At 71.1% G+C, this 18,208-nt stretch carries 16 protein-coding genes; 10 read left to right on the forward strand and 6 right to left on the reverse strand.

Annotated elements, in window-relative coordinates:
- The first annotated feature begins 223 nt into the window (after nucleotides 1-223).
- Entirely contained in the window at nucleotides 224-478 is a 255-nt protein-coding gene (locus PV396_RS06335; protein WP_319201271.1) for a WhiB family transcriptional regulator, read from the forward strand.
- Between the two features lie 101 nt (nucleotides 479-579).
- Here the strand turns inward: PV396_RS06335 and PV396_RS06340 are convergent, their stop codons facing one another.
- The 4 genes from PV396_RS06340 to PV396_RS06355 form a co-directional block, all read right to left on the reverse strand.
- Nucleotides 580-1,557: an acyl-ACP desaturase gene (locus tag PV396_RS06340; RefSeq protein WP_319201273.1), complete on the reverse strand. Its 978-nt coding sequence runs from the start codon at nucleotides 1,555-1,557 to the stop codon at nucleotides 580-582.
- 210 nt (nucleotides 1,558-1,767) lie between these two features.
- Nucleotides 1,768-2,544, reverse strand: a complete 777-nt coding sequence (ddaH, locus tag PV396_RS06345) for a dimethylargininase (RefSeq protein ID WP_319201275.1) — start codon at nucleotides 2,542-2,544, stop codon at nucleotides 1,768-1,770.
- Between the two features lie 106 nt (nucleotides 2,545-2,650).
- Nucleotides 2,651-4,321, reverse strand: a complete 1,671-nt coding sequence (locus PV396_RS06350; protein ID WP_319201277.1) for an ABC-F family ATP-binding cassette domain-containing protein — start codon at nucleotides 4,319-4,321, stop codon at nucleotides 2,651-2,653.
- A gap of 279 nt (nucleotides 4,322-4,600) precedes the next feature.
- Entirely contained in the window at nucleotides 4,601-5,017 is a 417-nt protein-coding gene (locus tag PV396_RS06355; RefSeq protein ID WP_319201279.1) for an SsgA family sporulation/cell division regulator, read from the reverse strand.
- Nucleotides 5,018-5,175: 158 nt separating this feature from the next.
- On the opposite strand from PV396_RS06355, the gene PV396_RS06360 reads away from it, so the two are divergent.
- The 4 genes from PV396_RS06360 to mmpA all read left to right on the forward strand — a co-directional run bounded on the left by PV396_RS06360 (nucleotide 5,176) and on the right by mmpA (nucleotide 7,686).
- Nucleotides 5,176-6,300: an oxidoreductase gene (locus PV396_RS06360; protein WP_319201281.1), complete on the forward strand. Its 1,125-nt coding sequence runs from the start codon at nucleotides 5,176-5,178 to the stop codon at nucleotides 6,298-6,300.
- A 65-nt stretch (nucleotides 6,301-6,365) separates the two neighbouring features.
- A complete protein-coding gene (locus PV396_RS06365; RefSeq protein WP_319201283.1) occupies nucleotides 6,366-6,692 on the forward strand; it encodes a plasmid stabilization protein in 327 nt (108 codons plus the stop codon).
- A gap of 46 nt (nucleotides 6,693-6,738) precedes the next feature.
- Nucleotides 6,739-7,440 carry an endonuclease V gene (locus PV396_RS06370; RefSeq protein ID WP_319201285.1) on the forward strand — a complete coding sequence of 234 codons (702 nt, stop codon included), beginning with the start codon at nucleotides 6,739-6,741 and terminating at the stop codon, nucleotides 7,438-7,440.
- A gap of 99 nt (nucleotides 7,441-7,539) precedes the next feature.
- On the forward strand, nucleotides 7,540-7,686 hold the full coding sequence (gene mmpA / locus PV396_RS06375) for a morphogenic membrane protein MmpA (protein WP_203690270.1): 147 nt from the start codon (nucleotides 7,540-7,542) through the stop codon (nucleotides 7,684-7,686).
- A 21-nt stretch (nucleotides 7,687-7,707) separates the two neighbouring features.
- Here mmpA and PV396_RS06380 read toward each other — a convergent pair whose 3' ends face one another.
- Nucleotides 7,708-8,895, reverse strand: a complete 1,188-nt coding sequence (locus PV396_RS06380; RefSeq protein ID WP_319201289.1) for a saccharopine dehydrogenase family protein — start codon at nucleotides 8,893-8,895, stop codon at nucleotides 7,708-7,710.
- A 207-nt stretch (nucleotides 8,896-9,102) separates the two neighbouring features.
- Here PV396_RS06380 and PV396_RS06385 point away from each other — a divergent pair, with 207 nt between their 5' ends.
- The 4 genes from PV396_RS06385 to PV396_RS06400 all read left to right on the forward strand — a co-directional run bounded on the left by PV396_RS06385 (nucleotide 9,103) and on the right by PV396_RS06400 (nucleotide 15,945).
- Complete coding sequence (locus PV396_RS06385; protein ID WP_319201291.1) at nucleotides 9,103-10,239, forward strand: CaiB/BaiF CoA-transferase family protein; 1,137 nt, start codon at nucleotides 9,103-9,105, stop codon at nucleotides 10,237-10,239.
- Nucleotides 10,240-10,284: 45 nt separating this feature from the next.
- Nucleotides 10,285-11,499 carry an acetyl-CoA C-acetyltransferase gene (locus tag PV396_RS06390; protein ID WP_319201293.1) on the forward strand — a complete coding sequence of 405 codons (1,215 nt, stop codon included), beginning with the start codon at nucleotides 10,285-10,287 and terminating at the stop codon, nucleotides 11,497-11,499.
- Nucleotides 11,500-11,566: 67 nt separating this feature from the next.
- On the forward strand, nucleotides 11,567-13,750 hold the full coding sequence (locus PV396_RS06395; protein WP_319201295.1) for a 3-hydroxyacyl-CoA dehydrogenase NAD-binding domain-containing protein: 2,184 nt from the start codon (nucleotides 11,567-11,569) through the stop codon (nucleotides 13,748-13,750).
- A 236-nt stretch (nucleotides 13,751-13,986) separates the two neighbouring features.
- The gene (locus PV396_RS06400) at nucleotides 13,987-15,945 is read left to right on the forward strand and encodes a Xaa-Pro dipeptidyl-peptidase (RefSeq protein WP_319201297.1); all 1,959 of its coding nucleotides are present in this window, start codon (nucleotides 13,987-13,989) and stop codon (nucleotides 15,943-15,945) included.
- Between the two features lie 172 nt (nucleotides 15,946-16,117).
- Here the strand turns inward: PV396_RS06400 and PV396_RS06405 are convergent, their stop codons facing one another.
- Nucleotides 16,118-17,038: an FAD-dependent oxidoreductase gene (locus PV396_RS06405; protein ID WP_319202272.1), complete on the reverse strand. Its 921-nt coding sequence runs from the start codon at nucleotides 17,036-17,038 to the stop codon at nucleotides 16,118-16,120.
- Between the two features lie 90 nt (nucleotides 17,039-17,128).
- Between PV396_RS06405 and PV396_RS06410 the strand changes: the two genes are divergently transcribed.
- Nucleotides 17,129-18,181 carry an oxidoreductase gene (locus PV396_RS06410; RefSeq protein ID WP_319201299.1) on the forward strand — a complete coding sequence of 351 codons (1,053 nt, stop codon included), beginning with the start codon at nucleotides 17,129-17,131 and terminating at the stop codon, nucleotides 18,179-18,181.
- The last annotated feature ends 27 nt before the right edge of the window (nucleotides 18,182-18,208 follow it).

Below are 18,208 nucleotides of genomic sequence, written 5' to 3' on the forward strand. Positions count from 1 at the left end.
CCCTCTGCGGGGGACCCTCGACTGCTCTGCCGAGTCTTGCACCGCCCACTGACAATCGCCGCCGGAGTCCGCGCGCCGCCGTGCGCTCGCGCGTCCGGCAGGAGCATCATCGGGCGGACCGGCAGCCGTCCGAGGCGCCCGGGCCCTTCGCCGGCCGACCCCCGCACCCCGCGTTGATCGGACGTTGAGCGAACGTTTTTCACCGCCCGGCACGATCTCACCCATGCACTACGAGACGATCACCCCGATGGACAGCGCCTGGCAGGCGCAGGCCCTCTGCGCGGAGACCGGGGCCGACTTCTTCTTCCCCGAGCCGGGCAGCTCGGTGCGCGAGGCGAAGCGCATCTGCGGGATGTGCGAGATGCGCCCGGCCTGCCTGGAGTACGCGCTCAGCAACGACGAACGGTTCGGCGTCTGGGGCGGCCTCTCCGAGAAGGAACGGCTCAACCTCCGACGCACCTCGCACACCTCCCACTGACCTCTGCCGAAAACACCGCGCCGCCACCCCGTGGCGCCGACGTCCAGGACGCGGCGCCGGCCGAGGTGACGGCGTACGAGTGAGCGGTGTCGCCGGGCGGGTCAGCCGGCGGCGCGCGCAGCCATGCGGGCCTTGCGGGCCGCGAGCTTCTCGTCGAACTTGGACGCCTCCGCGTCCAGGCCGCCCATGAACATGCCCAGTTCCTCCTGGGCCTGGAGACCCTCACCGGTGAGGTCGCTCATCTCCATGACCTTCAGATGGCGCAGCACGGGCTGCAGCACGTCGTCGTGGTGGATGCGCATGTTGTAGACCTCGCCGATCGCCATCTGCGCGGCGGCCCGCTCGAAGCCGGGCATGCCGTGACCGGGCATGCGGAAGTTGACGATCACGTCCCGGACGGCCTGCATGGTCAGGTCGGGCGCGAGTTCGAAGGCGGCCTTCAGCAGGTTCCGGTAGAAGACCATGTGCAGGTTCTCGTCGGTCGCGATGCGGGCCAGCATGCGGTCGCAGACCGGGTCGCCCGACTGGTGGCCGGTGTTGCGGTGCGAGACACGCGTGGCCAGCTCCTGGAAGGCGACGTACGCCACCGAGTGCAGCATCGAGTGCCGGTTGTCCGACTCGAAGCCCTCGGCCATGTGCTGCATACGGAACGCCTCGAGCTTGTCGGGGTCGACGGCGCGGGAGGTGAGCAGGTAGTCGCGCATCACGATGCCGTGCCGGCCCTCCTCGGCCGTCCAGCGGTGCACCCAGGTGCCCCAGGCGCCGTCGCGGCCGAACAGGCTGGCGATCTCGTGGTGGTAGCTGGGGAGGTTGTCCTCGGTGAGGAGGTTGACGACCAGGGCGATCCGGCCGAGCTCGGTGACCTTGGACTGCTCCTTGTCCCAGGCCTCGCCGTCCTCGAAGATGCCGGGGAAGTTGCGGCCGTCGCTCCACGGCACGTACTCGTGCGGCATCCAGTCCTTGGCGACCTTCAGATGCCGGTTGAGTTCGGTCTCGACCACTTCTTCCAGGGCGTACAGCAGCCGGGCGTCGGTCCAGGCGCCGGACGGGCTGCCGAGGTGCGGAGAAGTGATCGTCATGAATGCTCCAGAAAGACGTTGCGAGCTATGTGCGGTGAGCGGACTGCGAACCCGAGGGCCAACCTACGGCATCGTAGGCTACGTTTCCGTAGGTTACGCGAGCGTAGGTTAAGTGCGTTGTAAAGATCGCTGATCAGCGGGTTCGTACCAGGACGCGATGACGTTCCGGACGCGCAGGTCGGGGGCCGAACGGGTGCCCCGATCGCCCGGTCAGACGTACAGCTCCCGCAGTCGCACCGAGAGGCACGTCACACAGCCCTCGAGTTTCTCGAACTCGCTGATGTCCACGAGCACCGGCTCATGACCGAGATCGGCGAGCAGTTCGGCCGTCTTCGGCGCGCTCGCCGCCATCAGCACCTTCCCGCCGCCCAGCAGCACCACATGCGCCCCCGACTCCTCCGGCACCGGCAGGAAACGCGGGAAGAGGGAGGGGGAGTCCACCAGCGGCGCATGCCCGATGACCGTCCCGTCGGGCAGCGCGGTGACCGCCGACTTCAGATGCAGCACGCTGCTCACCGGTACGGCCACGATCCGGGCCCCGAGCGGCTCGAACACGGCCCTGAGCTGCTGTACCCCGGCGGCGTTCGTACGCCCGCCCCGTCCGACGTAGATCGTGTCGCCGACCTTGAGGACGTCACCGCCCTCCAGGGTGCCCGGCTCCCAGACCCAGTTCACCGAACAGCCGAGCCGGGCCACCGCCTCCTCGACCCCGCCGGTCTCACCGCGCCGGGAGTCGGCGCCGGGCCGTGCGATCAGCGCGACGTTGCGGTAGACGACCACCGCGTCCTCGACGAACACCGAGTCCGGGCAGTCGTCCGCCGGCTCGACCTCGACGGTCTCCCAGCCGTGTGAGCGCAGGGCCTCCGCGTACGCCTCCCACTGCCGGCCGGCGAGGTCGGGGTCGATCTCCTCGCGCTCGATGTGCGTGACGAGGCCCTCGGCCAGGCGCGGGCTGGGGCGGCGTATGAGCGCCTTCTTGCTGGGCACGAGTGGAACTCCGTATCGGAAGGGGGTGTCCGCGCACATCATGCAGTGTGGACTGTGCGGACAAAAGCCCCGGTGGTCAGACCGGGGCCCACGCCCCCCTGAACGATCACCCCACCTCCTCCGGCGAGATCTCCTTCAGCTCCCCGTCCAGCAGCAGCCACCGGGTGATCCCGATCGACTCCAGGAACGGCAGGTCGTGGCTGGCCACGATCAGCGCGCCCTCGTAGGAATCCAGGGCTGTGGTGAGCTGTCGAGCGCTGGCCATGTCCAGGTTGTTGGTCGGCTCGTCCAGCATCAGCAGCTGGGGTGCGGGCTCGGCCAGCATCAGGGCGGCCAGAGCGGCGCGGAAACGCTCGCCGCCCGACAGCGTCGCCGCCTGCTGGTCGGCGCGCGCCCCCCGGAACAGGAAGCGGGCCAGCCGGGCGCGCACCCGGTTGTTGGTCGCGCCGGGCGAGAACCGGGCCACGTTCTCCGCGACTGTCAGCTCGTCGTCGAGGACGTCGAGCCGCTGCGGCAGAAATCGCAACGGCACATGCGCGTGTGCCTCCCCGGAGACCGGCGCCAGTTCCCCGGCGATCGTCCGCAGCAGGGTCGTCTTGCCCGCCCCGTTGCGCCCGATCAGCGCGACCCGCTCCGGCCCCCGCAGATCGAAGGAGCCCGCGCTCGCGCCGTACGCCAACTCCAAGTCCAGGAGCGTGAGTACGGTCCGGCCCGGCGGTACGGCCGTGTACGGCAGGTCGACGCGGATCTCGTCGTCGTCCCGTACGGCCTCCACTGCGTCGTCGAGCCGTTCCTTCGCGTCGGCGAGCTTCTCCTCGTGCAGGATGCGGTACTTGCCGGCGGACACCTGCGCCGTGCGCTTGCGCACCCGCATGACCGCCCTCGGTTCGCGCTTCTGGTCGAACATCTTCTGCCCGTACCGCTTGCGCCGGGCCAAGGTGACCTGGGCGTCGACCAGTTCGCGTTTCTGCTTCTTCAGGTCGGCCTCGGCCACGCGCACCATCCGCTCGGCCGCCTCCTGTTCGGTGGCGAGCGCCTCCTCGTACGCCGAGAAGTTGCCGCCGTACCAGGTGACCTCTCCCACCCGTCGCCCGCCACCACCCTCAACCGAGGCGCTGCGCGCCGTACCTCTTCCTCGGTGCAGGTCGGCGATCTGGTCGACCAGATCCAGGAGTTCGCGGTCGTGGCTGACCACGATCAACACCCCGGACCAGGAGGAGACGGCCGTGTACAGGCGGCGGCGCGCGTACAGGTCCAGGTTGTTGGTCGGCTCGTCCAGCAGGAGCACGTCCGGGCGGTCGAGGAGCAGCGCGGCCAGCCGCAGGAGAACCGCCTCGCCGCCCGAGACCTCGCCGACCGTGCGGTCCAACTCGATGTGACCGAGCCCGAGTTCGCCGAGTGTGACCAGGGCGCGTTCCTCCACGTCCCAGTCGTCGCCGATCGTCTCGAAGTGCTTCTCGGCCACGTCGCCCGCCTCGATGGCGTGCAGTGCGGCCCGGCGGGCGGCGATACCGAGTACCTCGTCGACCCGCAGCCCGGTGTCGAGGGTGACGGTCTGCGGGAGGTAGCCGACGTCGCCCGCGACCCGGACGGTGCCGTCCGCCGGTGGCAGTTGACCGGCGATCAGCTTCAACAGCGTGGATTTACCTGATCCGTTGACGCCGACGAGGCCGGTGCGACCGGGGCCGAACACGGCGTCGAGGCCGTCGAAGACGGTGGTGCCGTCGGGCCAGGCGAAGGACAGGGAGGTGACGGCGATGGAAGTGGTGGCTGACATGTGGCCTCGCGGTTGCTTGATTCGGTGGGGGCAATCGCGTGTCGAGACACCGACGGGCGGCGGGAGAATCCTGGTGGCACGAGAAAGGCCCTGCTCCGGACGGAGGCACGGACGGCTCGAACACCGAGGTCGCACGCTGCGCGGACACACCACAGGAGGGTGTGCGGCGCGGTGTCTCAGGACCTCAGTAGAGCAACGTCCTTCTCCATTCGACGGCAACAGGACCGCTGCAAGCGTAGGAAGAGGCGTTTCAGGCTGTCAAAGCATTTAAAGCGGGCTTCACAGAGCGTCGCGCATCAGCTCCGCGAGGTCGCGGTCCAGGTCCGTCTGGAGGTGCTCCAGGCCGACCGGCACCAGTTCCGTGGTGGCCGCGAGGAAGCTGCGCAACTCGCCCGAGCGGACATGCACGACCGCGGTGCCCTCGGGGGCGTGGAACTCCAGGACCGTGCGGTCGTACCCGTACGGCCGCACGCGCACGTCCCCGTGACCTCGCGCTTCCAGCATGCCGTCCGCGAGGAGCTCGCGGGCGAAGGTCCAGCGGACCTCCACGCCCTCCAGGGTGGCCGGTGCGGGGAAGGTCATCCGGACGGCGAACGGGTCGCTCCGGTCGTAGGTGAGGGTTGCGGGAATGCTCGTCATCCGCGGTGCGGCGGCGACGAGACGGGCCTCTACGAGCTGCTCGATGACGGTGGACAACGCCTTGCTCCCTTGTGACGGTTGGCCGGACTCCTGGTGGAACGGTCCGCACACTGAGAGAGACGCTGGAATGAGTCAAACAGTGCACCTTGATTTCGAGTGACCTCTGTCACCGAGTTCATTCCCTGCTACCTTCGCCCGCCATGAGGATCAAGGGGATGCAGCGACAGAACACGCGTACGGGTCGGGCGAGGCGCATAGTGACGGCGGGTGCGTGCGTGGCGGCGCTCGCCGCCGTGGCCGCCGGACTGGCCGCACCCGCTCAGGCGTACGAGGGAACCGGCGCCGTTCCCGGGCCCGGACACCGCATGCCGCACTGGGCGCCGAAGGACAGCGGCGCCCCCGACGTCCGCTTCCGCGGACTGTCCGCCGTCAGCCGGAGCACCGCCTGGCTCGCCGGGACCCAGGGCACCGTACTGCGGACCACCGACGGTGGAACGACCTGGCGAAACGTCTCTCCGCCGGGCGCGGCCGAACTCCAGTTCCGGGACATCGAGGCCTTCGACGCCCGCCGCGCCGTGGTCCTGGCCATCGGCGAGGGCGAGGCGTCCCGCGTCTACCGCACCGACGACGGTGGCCGGACCTGGACCGAGTCCTTCCGCAACACCGACGCCAGGGCCTTCTACGACTGCCTCACCTTCTTCGACAGCCGCCACGGCCTCGCGATGAGCGACCCGGTGGACGGGAAGTTCCGCATCCTCTCCACCAGCGACGGCGGACGCTCCTGGGAGGTGCTGCCCAGCGCGGGCATGCCCGCCGCGCTGGAGGGCGAGGCGGGCTTCGCGGCGAGCGGACAGTGCCTGGTCAGCTCGGGGCCCCGGGATGTGTGGCTGGCCACGGGCGGGGGCGCACGCGCGCGCGTGCTGCACTCCGCCGACCGCGGGCTCACCTGGCGGGCGAGCGATTCGCCGATACCGGCGGGCGACCCGGCCCGAGGTGTCTTCGCGCTCGCCTTCCGCGACCGCACGCACGGACTGGCGGTCGGCGGCGACTACCGCGCCGACCAGGCCTCACCACAGGCGGGCGCGCGCACCACGGACGGCGGCCGCACCTGGACGACGGCTGCCGCCTCCCCGCCCGCCTACCGCTCCGGGGTCGCCTGGCTCCCGTACAGCCGCACGGCCGCGCTCGCGGTCGGCCCGACCGGCACCGACCTCACCACGGACGCGGGCCGCACCTGGAAGACCGTCGACACGGGCTCGTACGACACCGTGGACTGCACCCCCGACCTCGGCTGCTGGGCCGCCGGAGAGAAGGGGCGCGTGGCACGGCTCGAATCCTGAGGCCTGGGTACCCGTTCACCGACACCAGCCCGAGAGGACAGCGCGAGCGAAGGAAGTGAACGTCCATGCCACGCGGTGCGAGCCCCAAGCGGGAACGTCAGTACGAGCACATCAAGGAAAGTGCCCGGGACCGCGGCGAGAGCGAGAAGCGCGCCGAGGAGATCGCCGCGCGGACCGTCAACAAGGAACGCGCCCGGTCCGGTGAGTCCAAGACCGCCAGCCGTACGTCCACCCAGGACATGTCGTCCAGCGAGCGCGGCGGCCGGCGCTCCCACAAGGGCGCCCAGGGGCCGACGTACGAGCAGCTCTACGAGGAGGCCAAGAAGCGGAACGTGCAGGGCCGCTCGGACATGAACAAGGCACAGCTGAAGAGGGCACTCGGCAGCAAGTGACCTGCGGTGGGACGCCGGCGGGCCGGCCCGTACGCTCGTCGTCACCATGGAGACGAAGACGACGACCGTGCCCGTACCGGCGGACTGGCCCGCGACCGAGGAACGGGCCCGCGCGGTCCAGGACGAACTGCGGCTGCGGGTCGTCCTGGACGAGCCGGGCCCGCCGCCCGGGACAGGGCACGTCACCGGCGTCGACGTCGCCTACGACGACGAGCGGGACCTGGTGGCGGCCGCCGCCGTCGTCCTGGACGCGGCGAGCCATGACGTCGTCGCCGAGGCCACGGCCGTCGGGAGGGTCTCCTTCCCGTACGTTCCCGGCCTCCTCGCGTTCCGCGAGATCCCGGCCGTGATGGCCGCCCTGGAGGCCCTGGCCGTCCCGCCGGGGCTCGTCGTCTGCGACGGTTACGGCCTGGCCCATCCGCGCCGCTTCGGCCTCGCCAGCCACCTCGGCGTCCTCACCGGCCTGCCCACGATCGGCGTGGCGAAGAACCCGTTCACCTTCGCCTACGAGGAACCGGGCACCCGGCGCGGCTCGTCGTCCCCGCTCCTGGCGGGCGCGGAGGACGTCGGCCGTGCCCTGCGCACCCGGGACGAGGTCAAACCGGTGTTCGTCTCGGTCGGCCATCGCACGACCCTCGACACGGCCTGCGCCCACACCCTTGCGCTCACCCCGCAGTACCGCCTCCCGGAGACGACCCGGCGCGCGGACGCCCTGTGCCGACGGGCCCTGAAGGAAGCAACCGCCTGAGGGGACCGGAGGGTCGGCGGTATCAAGTGATCATCTGAGTATGTGTTCTGAGTACCCGTACGGATGTCGGCGGACCCGAGCTGTCGGCAGGCTGTGCCCATGACCACGCACCGCGCCCCGAAGCCCGTCGCCAGCCCCGCCCAGCCCGTCGAGCGCGCCGTCACGGCCGCGCTGATCGTCGCCGTACTGGCGGGACTCGCCTGGATCGTCGGCATGATCTACACGGTCACGGGCTGGGCCCAGTAGACGCCCCACCGCCTCCGCCGGTCACTTGCAGGCAGCCACCCGGAACGTGATGCCCGCGTTGCGCAGACGCTCGATCAGGGCGTCGCCCATCGCCACGGCGGTGGTCACCTGCCCGGAAGTCGCCGGGAGGTCGTCGAAGGCCAGGCAGAGCGCCGACTCGGCGAACATCTTCGCCGTCTCGTCGTAGCCGGGATCGCCGCCCGCGACCTCCGTGAACACCCGCTGTCCGCCGCCCTCGCCCACGAACCGCACCGAGAACCAGCTCTTCGCACGCCGCTCCGCGCTCGGCCCGTCGCCCGGCTGCAGCCGCCCGGACAACCAGCGCCGCGCGGGCGGCAGTTGGGCCGCCGCGAACACCGCGCCGACCGCCGCGACCCCGCCCACCGCGAAGGGCAGCCGCCGTACCGCCGCGTAATGGCGGTAACGGAAGTCGGGGCCGTACCGTTCCAGTGCCCGCGCCGAACGCACCACGATCTGCGGGTCGATGGTGGGCAGCGGCAGCGCCCAGGCGCCGACCTCCCCGGCGAACCGGGGCGGACCCGCCGGCGCGGTCGCCCGGCGGCCCAGCAGCCGGGGCTCATGGCGCCGCCGGTCGCGTGCGGCGGCCAGCATCTGCGGACCCCGCGAGAACTGGTTGAGCGCCGAGGCGAAGGTGCCGCCCGAGAACATCGCCTCGCTGCGCACGAACCCGTCCACGGTCAGCGGCACCCCCTCGGGCAACTGGGCGACCGTGAAATACGCGCCCAGGTCGTGCGGGATCGAGTCGAAACCGCACGCGTGCACCAGGCGGGCGCCCGTCTCCCGCGCGCGCGTGTCGTGCCGGACGTACATCAGGTCGACGAACTCGGGCTCACCGCTGAGATCGAGGTAGTCGGTGCCACTGTCCGCGCAGGCGGCGACCAGTTCCTCGCCGTACGTCAGATAGGGGCCCACCGTCGTGGCCAGCACGCGCGTGCGGCCGGCGAGTGCGCGCAGCGAGGCCGGGTCGGACACATCCGCCTGCACCACCTCCACCTCGGCGCCTTTGCCGACGCCAGCCAGGCGCTCGCGCAGCCGCTCCAGCCTGTCCGGGTTCCGGCCGGCGATCGCCCAGCGCAGACCTTCGGGCGCGTGCGCGGCGAGGTGGTCGGCGGTGAGCGCACCGACGAAGCCGGTGGCTCCGAACAGCACGATGTCGTACGGACGTTCCAGCTTGTTCGGCCTGCTCATGACACCCCTCGTTGTGCGCCCCGCGCCGTTGTCGGTGGTCGAGGCTAGCGTGAGGGGGAACGGAGTCGTGCGGCCGGCCGTTCTACGGAAGGAGTGGATTGGCCAAGCGCTTGCTTAATTTGTGCCCGGTGAAACCTTGTGCGGAGTGAAAGGCATTCCTAGCATCGCTGGTGTCACGTCGGTTGTGTCACGGGGAGTGGGGGCTCGATGTCAGTGGCGGGGACGACGGGCAGCGGCCCGCTCACCGGAGTGCGCGTGGTCGAGCTGGCGGGCATCGGCCCGGGACCGTTCGCCGCCATGCTCCTCGCCGACCTGGGCGCCGACGTGGTCCGGGTGGACCGCCCCGGCGGCACCGGACTCGCCGTCGACCCCGAGTACGACGTGACCAACCGCAACAAACGGTCGGTGATCGTCGACCTGAAGGCAGCCGACGGACCCGCCCGCGTCCTCGACCTGGCCGCCCGAGCCGACATCCTGGTCGAGGGCTACCGCCCCGGTGTCGCCGAGCGCCTCGGCATCGGACCCGAGACCTGCCACGCCCGCAACCCGAGGCTCGTCTACGGCCGGATGACGGGCTGGGGCCAGGAGGGCCCGCTCGCCCGCCGCGCCGGGCACGACATCGCCTACCTCGCCCCGACCGGCACACTCGGCCTGATCGGCGCCCCGGATCAGCCGCCGCCCGCCCCGGCCAACCTCCTCGGCGACTACGCGGGCGGCTCCCTCTACCTCGTCGTGGGCGTCCTCGCCGCGCTCCACCACGCGCGCGCTACAGGCACCGGCCAGGTCGTGGACGCCGCGATCGTCGACGGCGCCGCCCATCTCGCCACGATGCTCCACGGCATGCTCGCGGCGGGCCGCTGGCAGGACCGGCGCGGCGCCAACCTCCTCGACGGGGGCTGCCCGTACTACGGGACCTACGAGACCGCCGACGGCGGGTACATGGCGGTCGGCGCGCTGGAACCCCAGTTCTACGCCGAGTTCCTCGACCTGCTCGGCATCCGGGACCACTCCGGTTCCCGCAAGGACATCACCCGCTGGAACGACCTGCGCGAGGCCGTCACCGCCCGCTTCAGAACCCGTACGCGGGACGAGTGGGCGGCCGTCTTCGGGGGCTCCGACGCCTGCGTGGCGCCCGTCCTCTCGCTGCGCGAGGCACCGCACCACCCGCACCTGGCCGCCCGCGGCACCTTCACCGACCACGGCGGCATCACCCAGCCCGCCCCCGCGCCCCGCTTCTCCGTCACCCACACGTCGATCCACAGCGGCCCCGCCCAGCCAGGTTCCGACACGGCGGCCGTGGCGCGCGACTGGGACGTGCCCCGACTCCTGCAGGATGGCGACTGACCTCGGTCGACGCCCGCTCGCCCACCCTCCCCGAAAGGCCCACCAGTGAGCACCGAAGCGTATGTGTACGACGCCATCCGCACCCCGCGCGGGCGTGGCAAGGCGAACGGAGCCCTGCACGGCACCAAGCCCGTCGACCTCGTCGTGGGCCTCATCCACGAGATCAGGAACCGCTTCCCCGACCTCGACCCCGCCGCGATCGACGACGTCGTGCTGGGCGTCGTCGGACCGGTCGGCGACCAGGGTTCCGACATCGCGCGCGTCGCCGCGGTCGTCGCCGGACTGCCCGACACGGTGGCCGGCGTCCAGGAGAACCGCTTCTGTGCGTCGGGCCTCGAGGCCGTCAACATGGCAGCCGCCAAAGTGCGTTCGGGCTGGGAGGACCTGGTCCTCGCGGGCGGCGTCGAGTCGATGTCACGGGTACCGATGGCCTCGGACGGCGGCGCCTGGTTCAACGACCCGATGACCAACCTCGCCGTCAACTTCGTGCCGCAGGGCATCGGCGCCGACCTCATCGCCACCATCGAGGGGTTCTCGCGGCGCGACGTCGACGAGTACGCGGCCCTGTCCCAGGAGCGGGCGGCGACCGCGTGGAAGGCGGGCCGCTTCGAGAAGTCCGTCGTCCCGGTGAAGGACCGCAGCGGCCTCGTCGTCCTCGACCACGACGAGCACCTGCGTCCCGGCACCACGGCCGACTCCCTGGCCGGCCTGAAGCCGTCGTTCGCGGACATCGGCGACCTGGGCGGCTTCGACGCCGTGGCCCTCCAGACGTACCACTGGGTCGAGAAGATCGACCACGTCCACCACGCGGGCAACTCCTCCGGCATCGTGGACGGCGCCTCACTGGTCGCGGTCGGCTCCAAGGAGGTCGGCGAGCGCTACGGGCTGCGTCCGCGCGCGCGGATCGTCTCCGCAGCCGTGTCCGGCTCCGAGCCCACCATCATGCTCACCGGCCCGGCGCCCGCCACCCGCAAGGCACTCGCCAAGGCCGGGCTGACCATCGACGACATCGACCTCGTCGAGATCAACGAGGCGTTCGCGGCCGTCGTCCTGCGCTTCGCCCGCGACATGGGCCTGTCCCTCGACAAGATCAACGTCAACGGCGGTGCCATCGCGCTCGGCCACCCGCTGGGCGCCACCGGCGCGATGATCCTCGGCACCCTGATCGACGAGCTGGAGCGCCAGGACAAGCGCTACGGCCTCGCCACACTGTGCGTGGGCGGCGGCATGGGCATCGCGACGATCGTCGAGCGGATCTGAACCCCCGGCGGAATCAGCGGCATCAGCGGCATCCAGAGACTTCTGAGCTTCTACGGAGACCCTCGTCATGACACAGAGCACCACCATCCGCTGGGAACAGGACCGCACCGGTCTCGTCACCCTCGTCCTCGACGACCCGGACCAGTCCGCGAACACCATGAACCAGGCGTTCCGCGACTCCCTCGCGGTGGTCACCGACCGCCTGGAGGCCGAGAAGGACACGATCCGCGGCATCATCATCACCTCCGCCAAGAAGACGTTCTTCGCCGGCGGCGACCTGCGTGACCTGATCCGGGTCACCCCCGACACCGCCCAGGAGCTGTTCGACGGCGGCCTCGCCATCAAGCGCGACCTGCGCCGCATCGAGACCCTGGGCAAGCCGGTGGTCGCGGCGATCAACGGCGCAGCCCTGGGCGGCGGTTACGAGATCGCGCTGGCCTGCCACCACCGGGTCGCACTCGACGCCCCCGGTTCGAAGATCGGCTGTCCCGAGGTCACCCTCGGCCTCCTCCCCGGAGGCGGCGGAGTCGTCCGTACGGTACGCATGCTGGGCATCGCCGACGCGCTCCTGAAGGTCCTGCTCCAGGGCACCCAGTACAGCCCGCAGCGGGCCCAGCAGAACGGCCTGATCGACGAAGTGGCCGCCACCCAGGACGAGTTGATGGACAAGGCCCGCGCCTTCATCGACGCCAACCCCGAGTCGCACCAGCCCTGGGACAAGCCCGGCCACCGCATTCCCGGCGGCACCCCCGCCAACCCCAAGTTCGCGGCGAACCTGCCCGCCTTCCCCGCCAACCTGCGCAAGCAGACCAACGGCGCGCCCTACCCGGCGCCGCGCAGCATCCTCGCCGCCGCCGTCGAGGGAGCCCAGGTCGACTTCGAGACCGCGCAGGTCATCGAGGCCCGCTACTTCGTGGAACTGGCCGCCGGACAGACCTCGAAGAACATGATCCAGGCGTTCTTCTTCGACCTCCAGGCCGTCAACTCCGGCGCCAACCGCCCCAAGGGCGTCGAGCCGCGCCCGGTACGCAAGGTGGCGGTCCTCGGCGCCGGGATGATGGGCGCCGGCATCGCCTACTCGTGCGCCCGCGCGGGCATCGACGTCGTCCTCAAGGACGTGACGGCCGAAGCGGCGGCCCGGGGCAGGAACTACTCCGAGAAGCTGTGCGCGAAGGCCGTCTCCCGGGGACGTTCCACCCAGCAGCAGGCGGACGCGCTGCTCGCCCGCATCACCCCGACCGCCGACCCGCAGGACGTGGCCGGCTGTGACGCCGTCATCGAGGCGGTGTTCGAGGACACCGCCCTGAAGCACAAGGTGTTCCAGGAGATCCAGCACCTCGTCGCCCCGGACGCCCTGCTGTGCTCCAACACCTCCACCCTGCCCATCACCGCCCTCGCCGAAGGCGTCGAACGCCAGGGCGACTTCGTCGGACTGCACTTCTTCTCGCCGGTCGACAAGATGCCGCTCGTCGAGATCATCAAGGGCGAGCGGACCGGGGACGAGGCGCTGGCCCGTGCCTTCGGCCTGGTCCGCCAGATCAGGAAGACCCCGATCGTCGTCAACGACTCGCGCGGCTTCTTCACCTCGCGGGTCATCGGCCACTTCATCAACGAGGGCGTCGCGATGGTCGGCGAGGGCATCGAGCCCGCGTCGATCGAACAGGCGGCGGCGCAGGCCGGTTACCCCGCGAAGGTGCTGTCCCTCATGGACGAACTGACGCTGACCCTGCCGCGCAAGATCCGGGCCGAGTCCAGGCGGGCGGTGGAGGAGGCTGGCGGCACCTGGGTCACGCATCCCGCGGAGGCCGTGATCGACCGCATGGTGGACGAGTTCGGCCGTACCGGCCGCAGCGGGGGCGGGGGGTTCTACGAGTACGGGGCGGACGGCAGCCGGGCGGGTCTGTGGCCGGGGCTGCGCGAGCACTTCGGGCGGGCGGGCGCCGAGGGGGTGCGGATCCCCTTCGTGGACATGCAGGAACGCATGCTGTTCTCCGAGGCGCTGGACACGGTGAGGCTGCTTGAGGAGGGCGTGCTGACGTCGGTCGCCGACGCCAACATCGGCTCGATCTTCGGGATCGGCTTCCCCGGCTGGACGGGCGGGGTCCTGCAGTACGTCAACGGCTACGAGGGCGGCCTGCCCGGATTCGTCGCCAGGTCGCGTGAGTTGGCGGAGCGGTACGGGGAGCGGTTCGCGCCGCCGGCGCTGCTGGTGGAGAAGGCGGCGAGGGGGGAGGGATTCGGGGACGGGTAGGTTTCGCCCCCGGGCCCCGGTCTGGGGGCTGCCGCCCCCAGGCCCCCGCCACGGCCCTGAACGGGCCTTGTCCTCAAACGCCGGACGGGCTGAAGATGTCGGCCGGCGCCTTGTTCTCAAACGCCGGACGGGCTGAAGATGTCGGCCGGCGCCTTGTTCTCAAACGCCGGACGGGCTGCGGGTGCTGGCCAGTTGCCCTCTTCTGTACGGGAGTTGGTCCCGGTACCGTCCGGCGCATGCCAAAACGCACGCGCCTCACAGCCTGGAGAACGCTCGCGACAGCGGCGACCGCCGCACTCATGGCCGCCCTGCTCACCCCGGCCGTCGCCCACAGCGCACCACGGGAGAGCAGGCCCGTCTACTCGTACGACAACGCGATCCGCGAGGCCGTCTGGGTGGACACCGGACTCGACGGCGACAGCGACGGGAAGACCGACCGCGTCGCCGTCGACATCGTCCGGCCGCGCGAACCCGCCGCGCAGGGCCGCAGAATACCCGTGATCATGGACGCCAGTCCCTACTACTCCTGCTGCGGACGCGGCAACGAGAGCCAGCGCAAGACGTACGACGCGAGCGGCAACGTCGTCCAGATGCCGCTGTTCTACGACAACTACTTCGTACCGCGCGGCTACGCCTTCGTCGGCGTCGACCTGGCCGGCACCAACCGTTCCGACGGCTGTGTCGACGTCGGCGGACGCTCCGACATCCAGTCCGCGAAGGCCGTCGTCGACTGGCTCAACGGCCGCGCCAAGGGCTATACGAGCCGCACCGGCACCGACCGGGCCAAGGCCACCTGGACCAACGGCAGAACCGGCATGATCGGCAAGAGCTACGACGGCACCATCGCCAACGGAGTCGCCGCCACCGGCGTCAAGGGACTGAGAACGATCGTCCCGATCAGCGCCATCTCCTCCTGGTACGACTACTACTTCGCCCAGGGAGCCCCCCTCTACGACTCCGGCCCCGAATGGCTGTCCGACTACGTCGAGAGCCCGGCTGCCCGCGCCAAGTGCGCCGCCGTACAGCAGAAGATCGTCGACGGAGCCCCTCGCAGCGGCGACTGGACGTCCTTCTGGACCGAGCGCGACTACGCGAAGGACGCCCGCAAGGTCAGGGCGAGCGTCTTCGTCATCCACGGCCGGCAGGACCTCAACGTCCGCCCCAAGCACTTCGGCCAGTGGTGGGACGCCCTCGCGAAGCGCGGCGTCGAGCGCAAGATCTGGCTTTCCCAGACCGGCCACGTCGACCCCTTCGACTTCCGCCGCGCCGCCTGGGCCAACACCCTGCACCGCTGGTTCGACCACGAACTCCTCGGCTACGACAACGGCATCGACGACGAGCCCATGGCCGACATCGAACGCCACCCCGACCAGTGGGTCACCTCGGCCGTCTGGCCGCCCCGCACCACGCACCCGGTGAGCCTGCGCCCCGGCACCGGCGCACAGCCCGGCGTGGGCACCCTGGGCCTGCGCAAGCAGTCCGGCACAGCGACGTTCACCGACGACCCGAGCCTGAGCGAGACCGACTGGTCGGCGCAGATCGACCGGCCCACGCCCGCCAAGGCCGGTTTCATCACCAAGCCCCTCACCGAGGCTCTGCGCGTGTCCGGCTCGTCCATCGTGACCGTGACAGCCACCCCGAGCACCTCGACGGCTCATCTGACCGCCGTCCTGGTCGATCTCGGCCCCGACACCATCCGCGACTACGCCGACGCGGCCGAGGGCATCACCACGCTCACCGACCGCACCTGCTGGGGCCCGAGCACCACCGGCGACAGCTCCTGCTTCCGCTCGACGCGGGCGAAGACGACCGCCGTCGACTACACGATCTTCAGCCGGGGCTGGGCCGACCTGGGCAACCACGCCGCGGCCGGCAAGGGCTTCCCGCTCACCCCCGGCAAGCCGTACCGGATCACCCTCGCCCTGCACGCGAGCGACCACGTCGTCCCGGCGGGCCACCGTCTCGCCCTGATCGTCGCGGGCACGGACAAGGACCTCATCGACCCTCCGTCGAGCACCCCGACCCTGACGCTGGACCTGTCCCGTACGTCGGCCAGGGTCCCCCTGGTCGGCGGCACGACCGCGTTCGCACGGGCCACGACGGCCACCGTCGCGACCACCCCGACCCCGACCCCACCCCTCCTCGACGGCGTCCAGGCCCCACGCACCACCCACCGCGTCCCGGGACCCGCATGACACCGCCCACCACCAAGTGACGCCCACCGACCGCCGAACGGGCCGGGTCCGACCGGCCCCGCCCGTTCGTCGGACGGCCGGGCGCGCGCAGCGCCCCGGTCAGGGGCGCGGGGAACTGCGCGACAAGCCCCCACCGGCCCGCAGCAAAAGATCCGTCCGACCAGCGCAACCCCTAGCCCCCGACAAGCTGCGCAACATCCTCCGCGCAGCCCCACGCGACCGTGATCCCCGCACCCCCATGCCCATAGTTGTGCACCAACACCCGCCCACCGGAAACCGGTTCCCGCTCCAGCCGTACCGCATGACGAGTGGGCCGCAGCCCGACCCGGTGACCGAGCACCCGCGCCCCCGCGATCTCCGGCCGCACCTCCGCACACCGCCGCAGAATCTCCTCGGCCACCGCCGGATCGGGCACGAGCGACCACTCGTCCTCGTCGGCCGTGCCCCCGCAGATCAGACCGCCCGGCTGCGGAAAGAAATACGTGGTCCTCGCGTCGCCGTGCCCCGCCGCCGTGAACCACGTCGTGATCCCCGGGTTCTCCACGACGACCAGCTGTCCCCGCACGGGCCGTACCGCCGGATCGGGCACGAGATCACGCGCACCGAGCCCCGTGCAGTTGACGACGGCGTCCACCGCGTCGGACTCGACGGCTTCGGCGAGATCACTGACGGACCGTTCCTCCATCACGCCACCCGCCGCGAGGAACCGTTCCCGCAGCCACCCCAGATGCACCGGCATGTCGATCAACGGCAGCAGGGCCCGCAGCCCCTCACCCGTCTCCCGAAGCTCAGGGACCCGCCCGGCCCACGGCCCCAGTTCGTCCAGCCGCAGCCCGGCCTGTACACCCTCGACCATGCGTACGCCCGTCTCCCCGGGCCGCTCCGCCAACTCCTGGTAGACGGACAGCGACGTGAGCGCCCATTCCCCGGCGGACGCCTCCGGCTCGATCCGGTACGGCCACCACAGCGCGCCCGCAACCGCCGAGGTGGTCTGCTCGGCGGGCTCCCGCGTCCACACCCGGACCCGCCGGCCGCGCTCGGCCAGCACCACCGCCGTCGTGAGGCCGATGACCCCGCCGCCGACCACGATCACTTCACCACTCCCACGCGTCTTCACCCGGGGACCGTAGCGGAATATGTCATGCCGTGCTCAGATCGGTCCCGATCTGGGGATACTCACACCATGTCTGCCGAGTACGCCACCTTCGGCCTGGCACCGGCGATGCGTGCCGGTGGAGTCCTCGCCAACGGTGACTACCAAGTCCACCGGGACTTCCTCGACTTCATCGTCGACGGGCGCCCCCTCCTCTACCAACTGTCCGACCTCGACGCGGTCTCCCCGCTCGCGTCCGACATCCCGCCCGCGATCTTCACCGCCCAGGTCCGCGCCCTGCTCCTGGAGACGGACGCTCCCCTGGAGGGCGGCCGGTACATCATCTACGGCTGTCCCGAGTGCGCCGACCTGGCGTGCGGCGCCGTGACGGCGGCCATCGAGCGGGAGGGTGACGACTACGTGTGGCGCGACTTCGCCTGGCAGACGGACACCCATGCCGACCTGGAGCTCAACGGCTACCACGGCATCGGGCCCTTCCGCTTCACCGGCGCCGAGTACCGGGACGCGCTCGGCTCCCTCCTCGACACCGCGGGGAACACCGGGGCGCCGGGCTCCGCTGAGCCCGGCGCGGCCCGGCGCCGGGTGCTGCTGATCGGTGCCCGGGTCGCCGTCCTCGCCAAGCTCGCCGCCGCGCTGCGCACCATCGGCATCGGCGCGGACATCACCCGGGACGCCACGGACGTGCCGGCCGACGAACTGCGGGGCTACGGCGCGGTCGCCTTCGGCCGGGCGATCGAGGAGACGGAACGTGCCGCCGTACGCCACTCCTTCGAACGCGCGGGCGTCGAGGTGGCGTACGTCGACGGTCTCGCCCCGATCGTCCCGCTGCTCGTCGCCCAGATCGAACACGCCCTGGACCGCAGCCCGCTGGAACGGCGCCGGCTCACCGGTCTGGTCGCCGCCGGGGGAGAGGCGGGCATAGAGGTCACCTCCACCTGCCGCGTCCACCTCACCGCGTACCGACTGGACCGGCTGTACCGCACCCACGCCCTCGAGGTCTTCGACGGCATCCTCGAACCCGGCAGGCACCGCATCCCCCTGGAGGCGAAGGCGGTGAAGGGGGAGTCGTTCATCGTGGCGCGTACGTCGGGAACCGTGCTGGTGGAGCCGATGGCCCGCTGAAATCCCGGACGCGACGCCCCGCCGACG

Origin of the sequence: Streptomyces sp. ME02-8801-2C (assembly GCF_033793965.1) — a bacterium.
Lineage (GTDB): Bacteria > Actinomycetota > Actinomycetes > Streptomycetales > Streptomycetaceae > Streptomyces.

Excerpts from the sequence above, each read along its gene's own strand:
- PV396_RS06340 (WP_319201273.1), bottom strand. The coding sequence starts at position 1,557 with ATGACGATCACTTCTCCGCACCTCGGCAGCCCGTCCGGCGCCTGGACC.
- PV396_RS06380 (WP_319201289.1), bottom strand. The coding sequence starts at position 8,895 with ATGAGCAGGCCGAACAAGCTGGAACGTCCGTACGACATCGTGCTGTTC.
- PV396_RS06335 (WP_319201271.1), top strand. The coding sequence starts at position 224 with ATGCACTACGAGACGATCACCCCGATGGACAGCGCCTGGCAGGCGCAG.
- PV396_RS06370 (WP_319201285.1), top strand. The coding sequence starts at position 6,739 with ATGGAGACGAAGACGACGACCGTGCCCGTACCGGCGGACTGGCCCGCG.
- PV396_RS06410 (WP_319201299.1), top strand. The coding sequence starts at position 17,129 with ATGTCTGCCGAGTACGCCACCTTCGGCCTGGCACCGGCGATGCGTGCC.
- PV396_RS06350 (WP_319201277.1), bottom strand. The coding sequence starts at position 4,321 with ATGTCAGCCACCACTTCCATCGCCGTCACCTCCCTGTCCTTCGCCTGG.
- PV396_RS06385 (WP_319201291.1), top strand. The coding sequence starts at position 9,103 with ATGTCAGTGGCGGGGACGACGGGCAGCGGCCCGCTCACCGGAGTGCGC.
- PV396_RS06395 (WP_319201295.1), top strand. The coding sequence starts at position 11,567 with ATGACACAGAGCACCACCATCCGCTGGGAACAGGACCGCACCGGTCTC.
- PV396_RS06400 (WP_319201297.1), top strand. The coding sequence starts at position 13,987 with ATGCCAAAACGCACGCGCCTCACAGCCTGGAGAACGCTCGCGACAGCG.
- PV396_RS06360 (WP_319201281.1), top strand. The coding sequence starts at position 5,176 with ATGCAGCGACAGAACACGCGTACGGGTCGGGCGAGGCGCATAGTGACG.
- PV396_RS06365 (WP_319201283.1), top strand. The coding sequence starts at position 6,366 with ATGCCACGCGGTGCGAGCCCCAAGCGGGAACGTCAGTACGAGCACATC.
- mmpA (WP_203690270.1), top strand. The coding sequence starts at position 7,540 with ATGACCACGCACCGCGCCCCGAAGCCCGTCGCCAGCCCCGCCCAGCCC.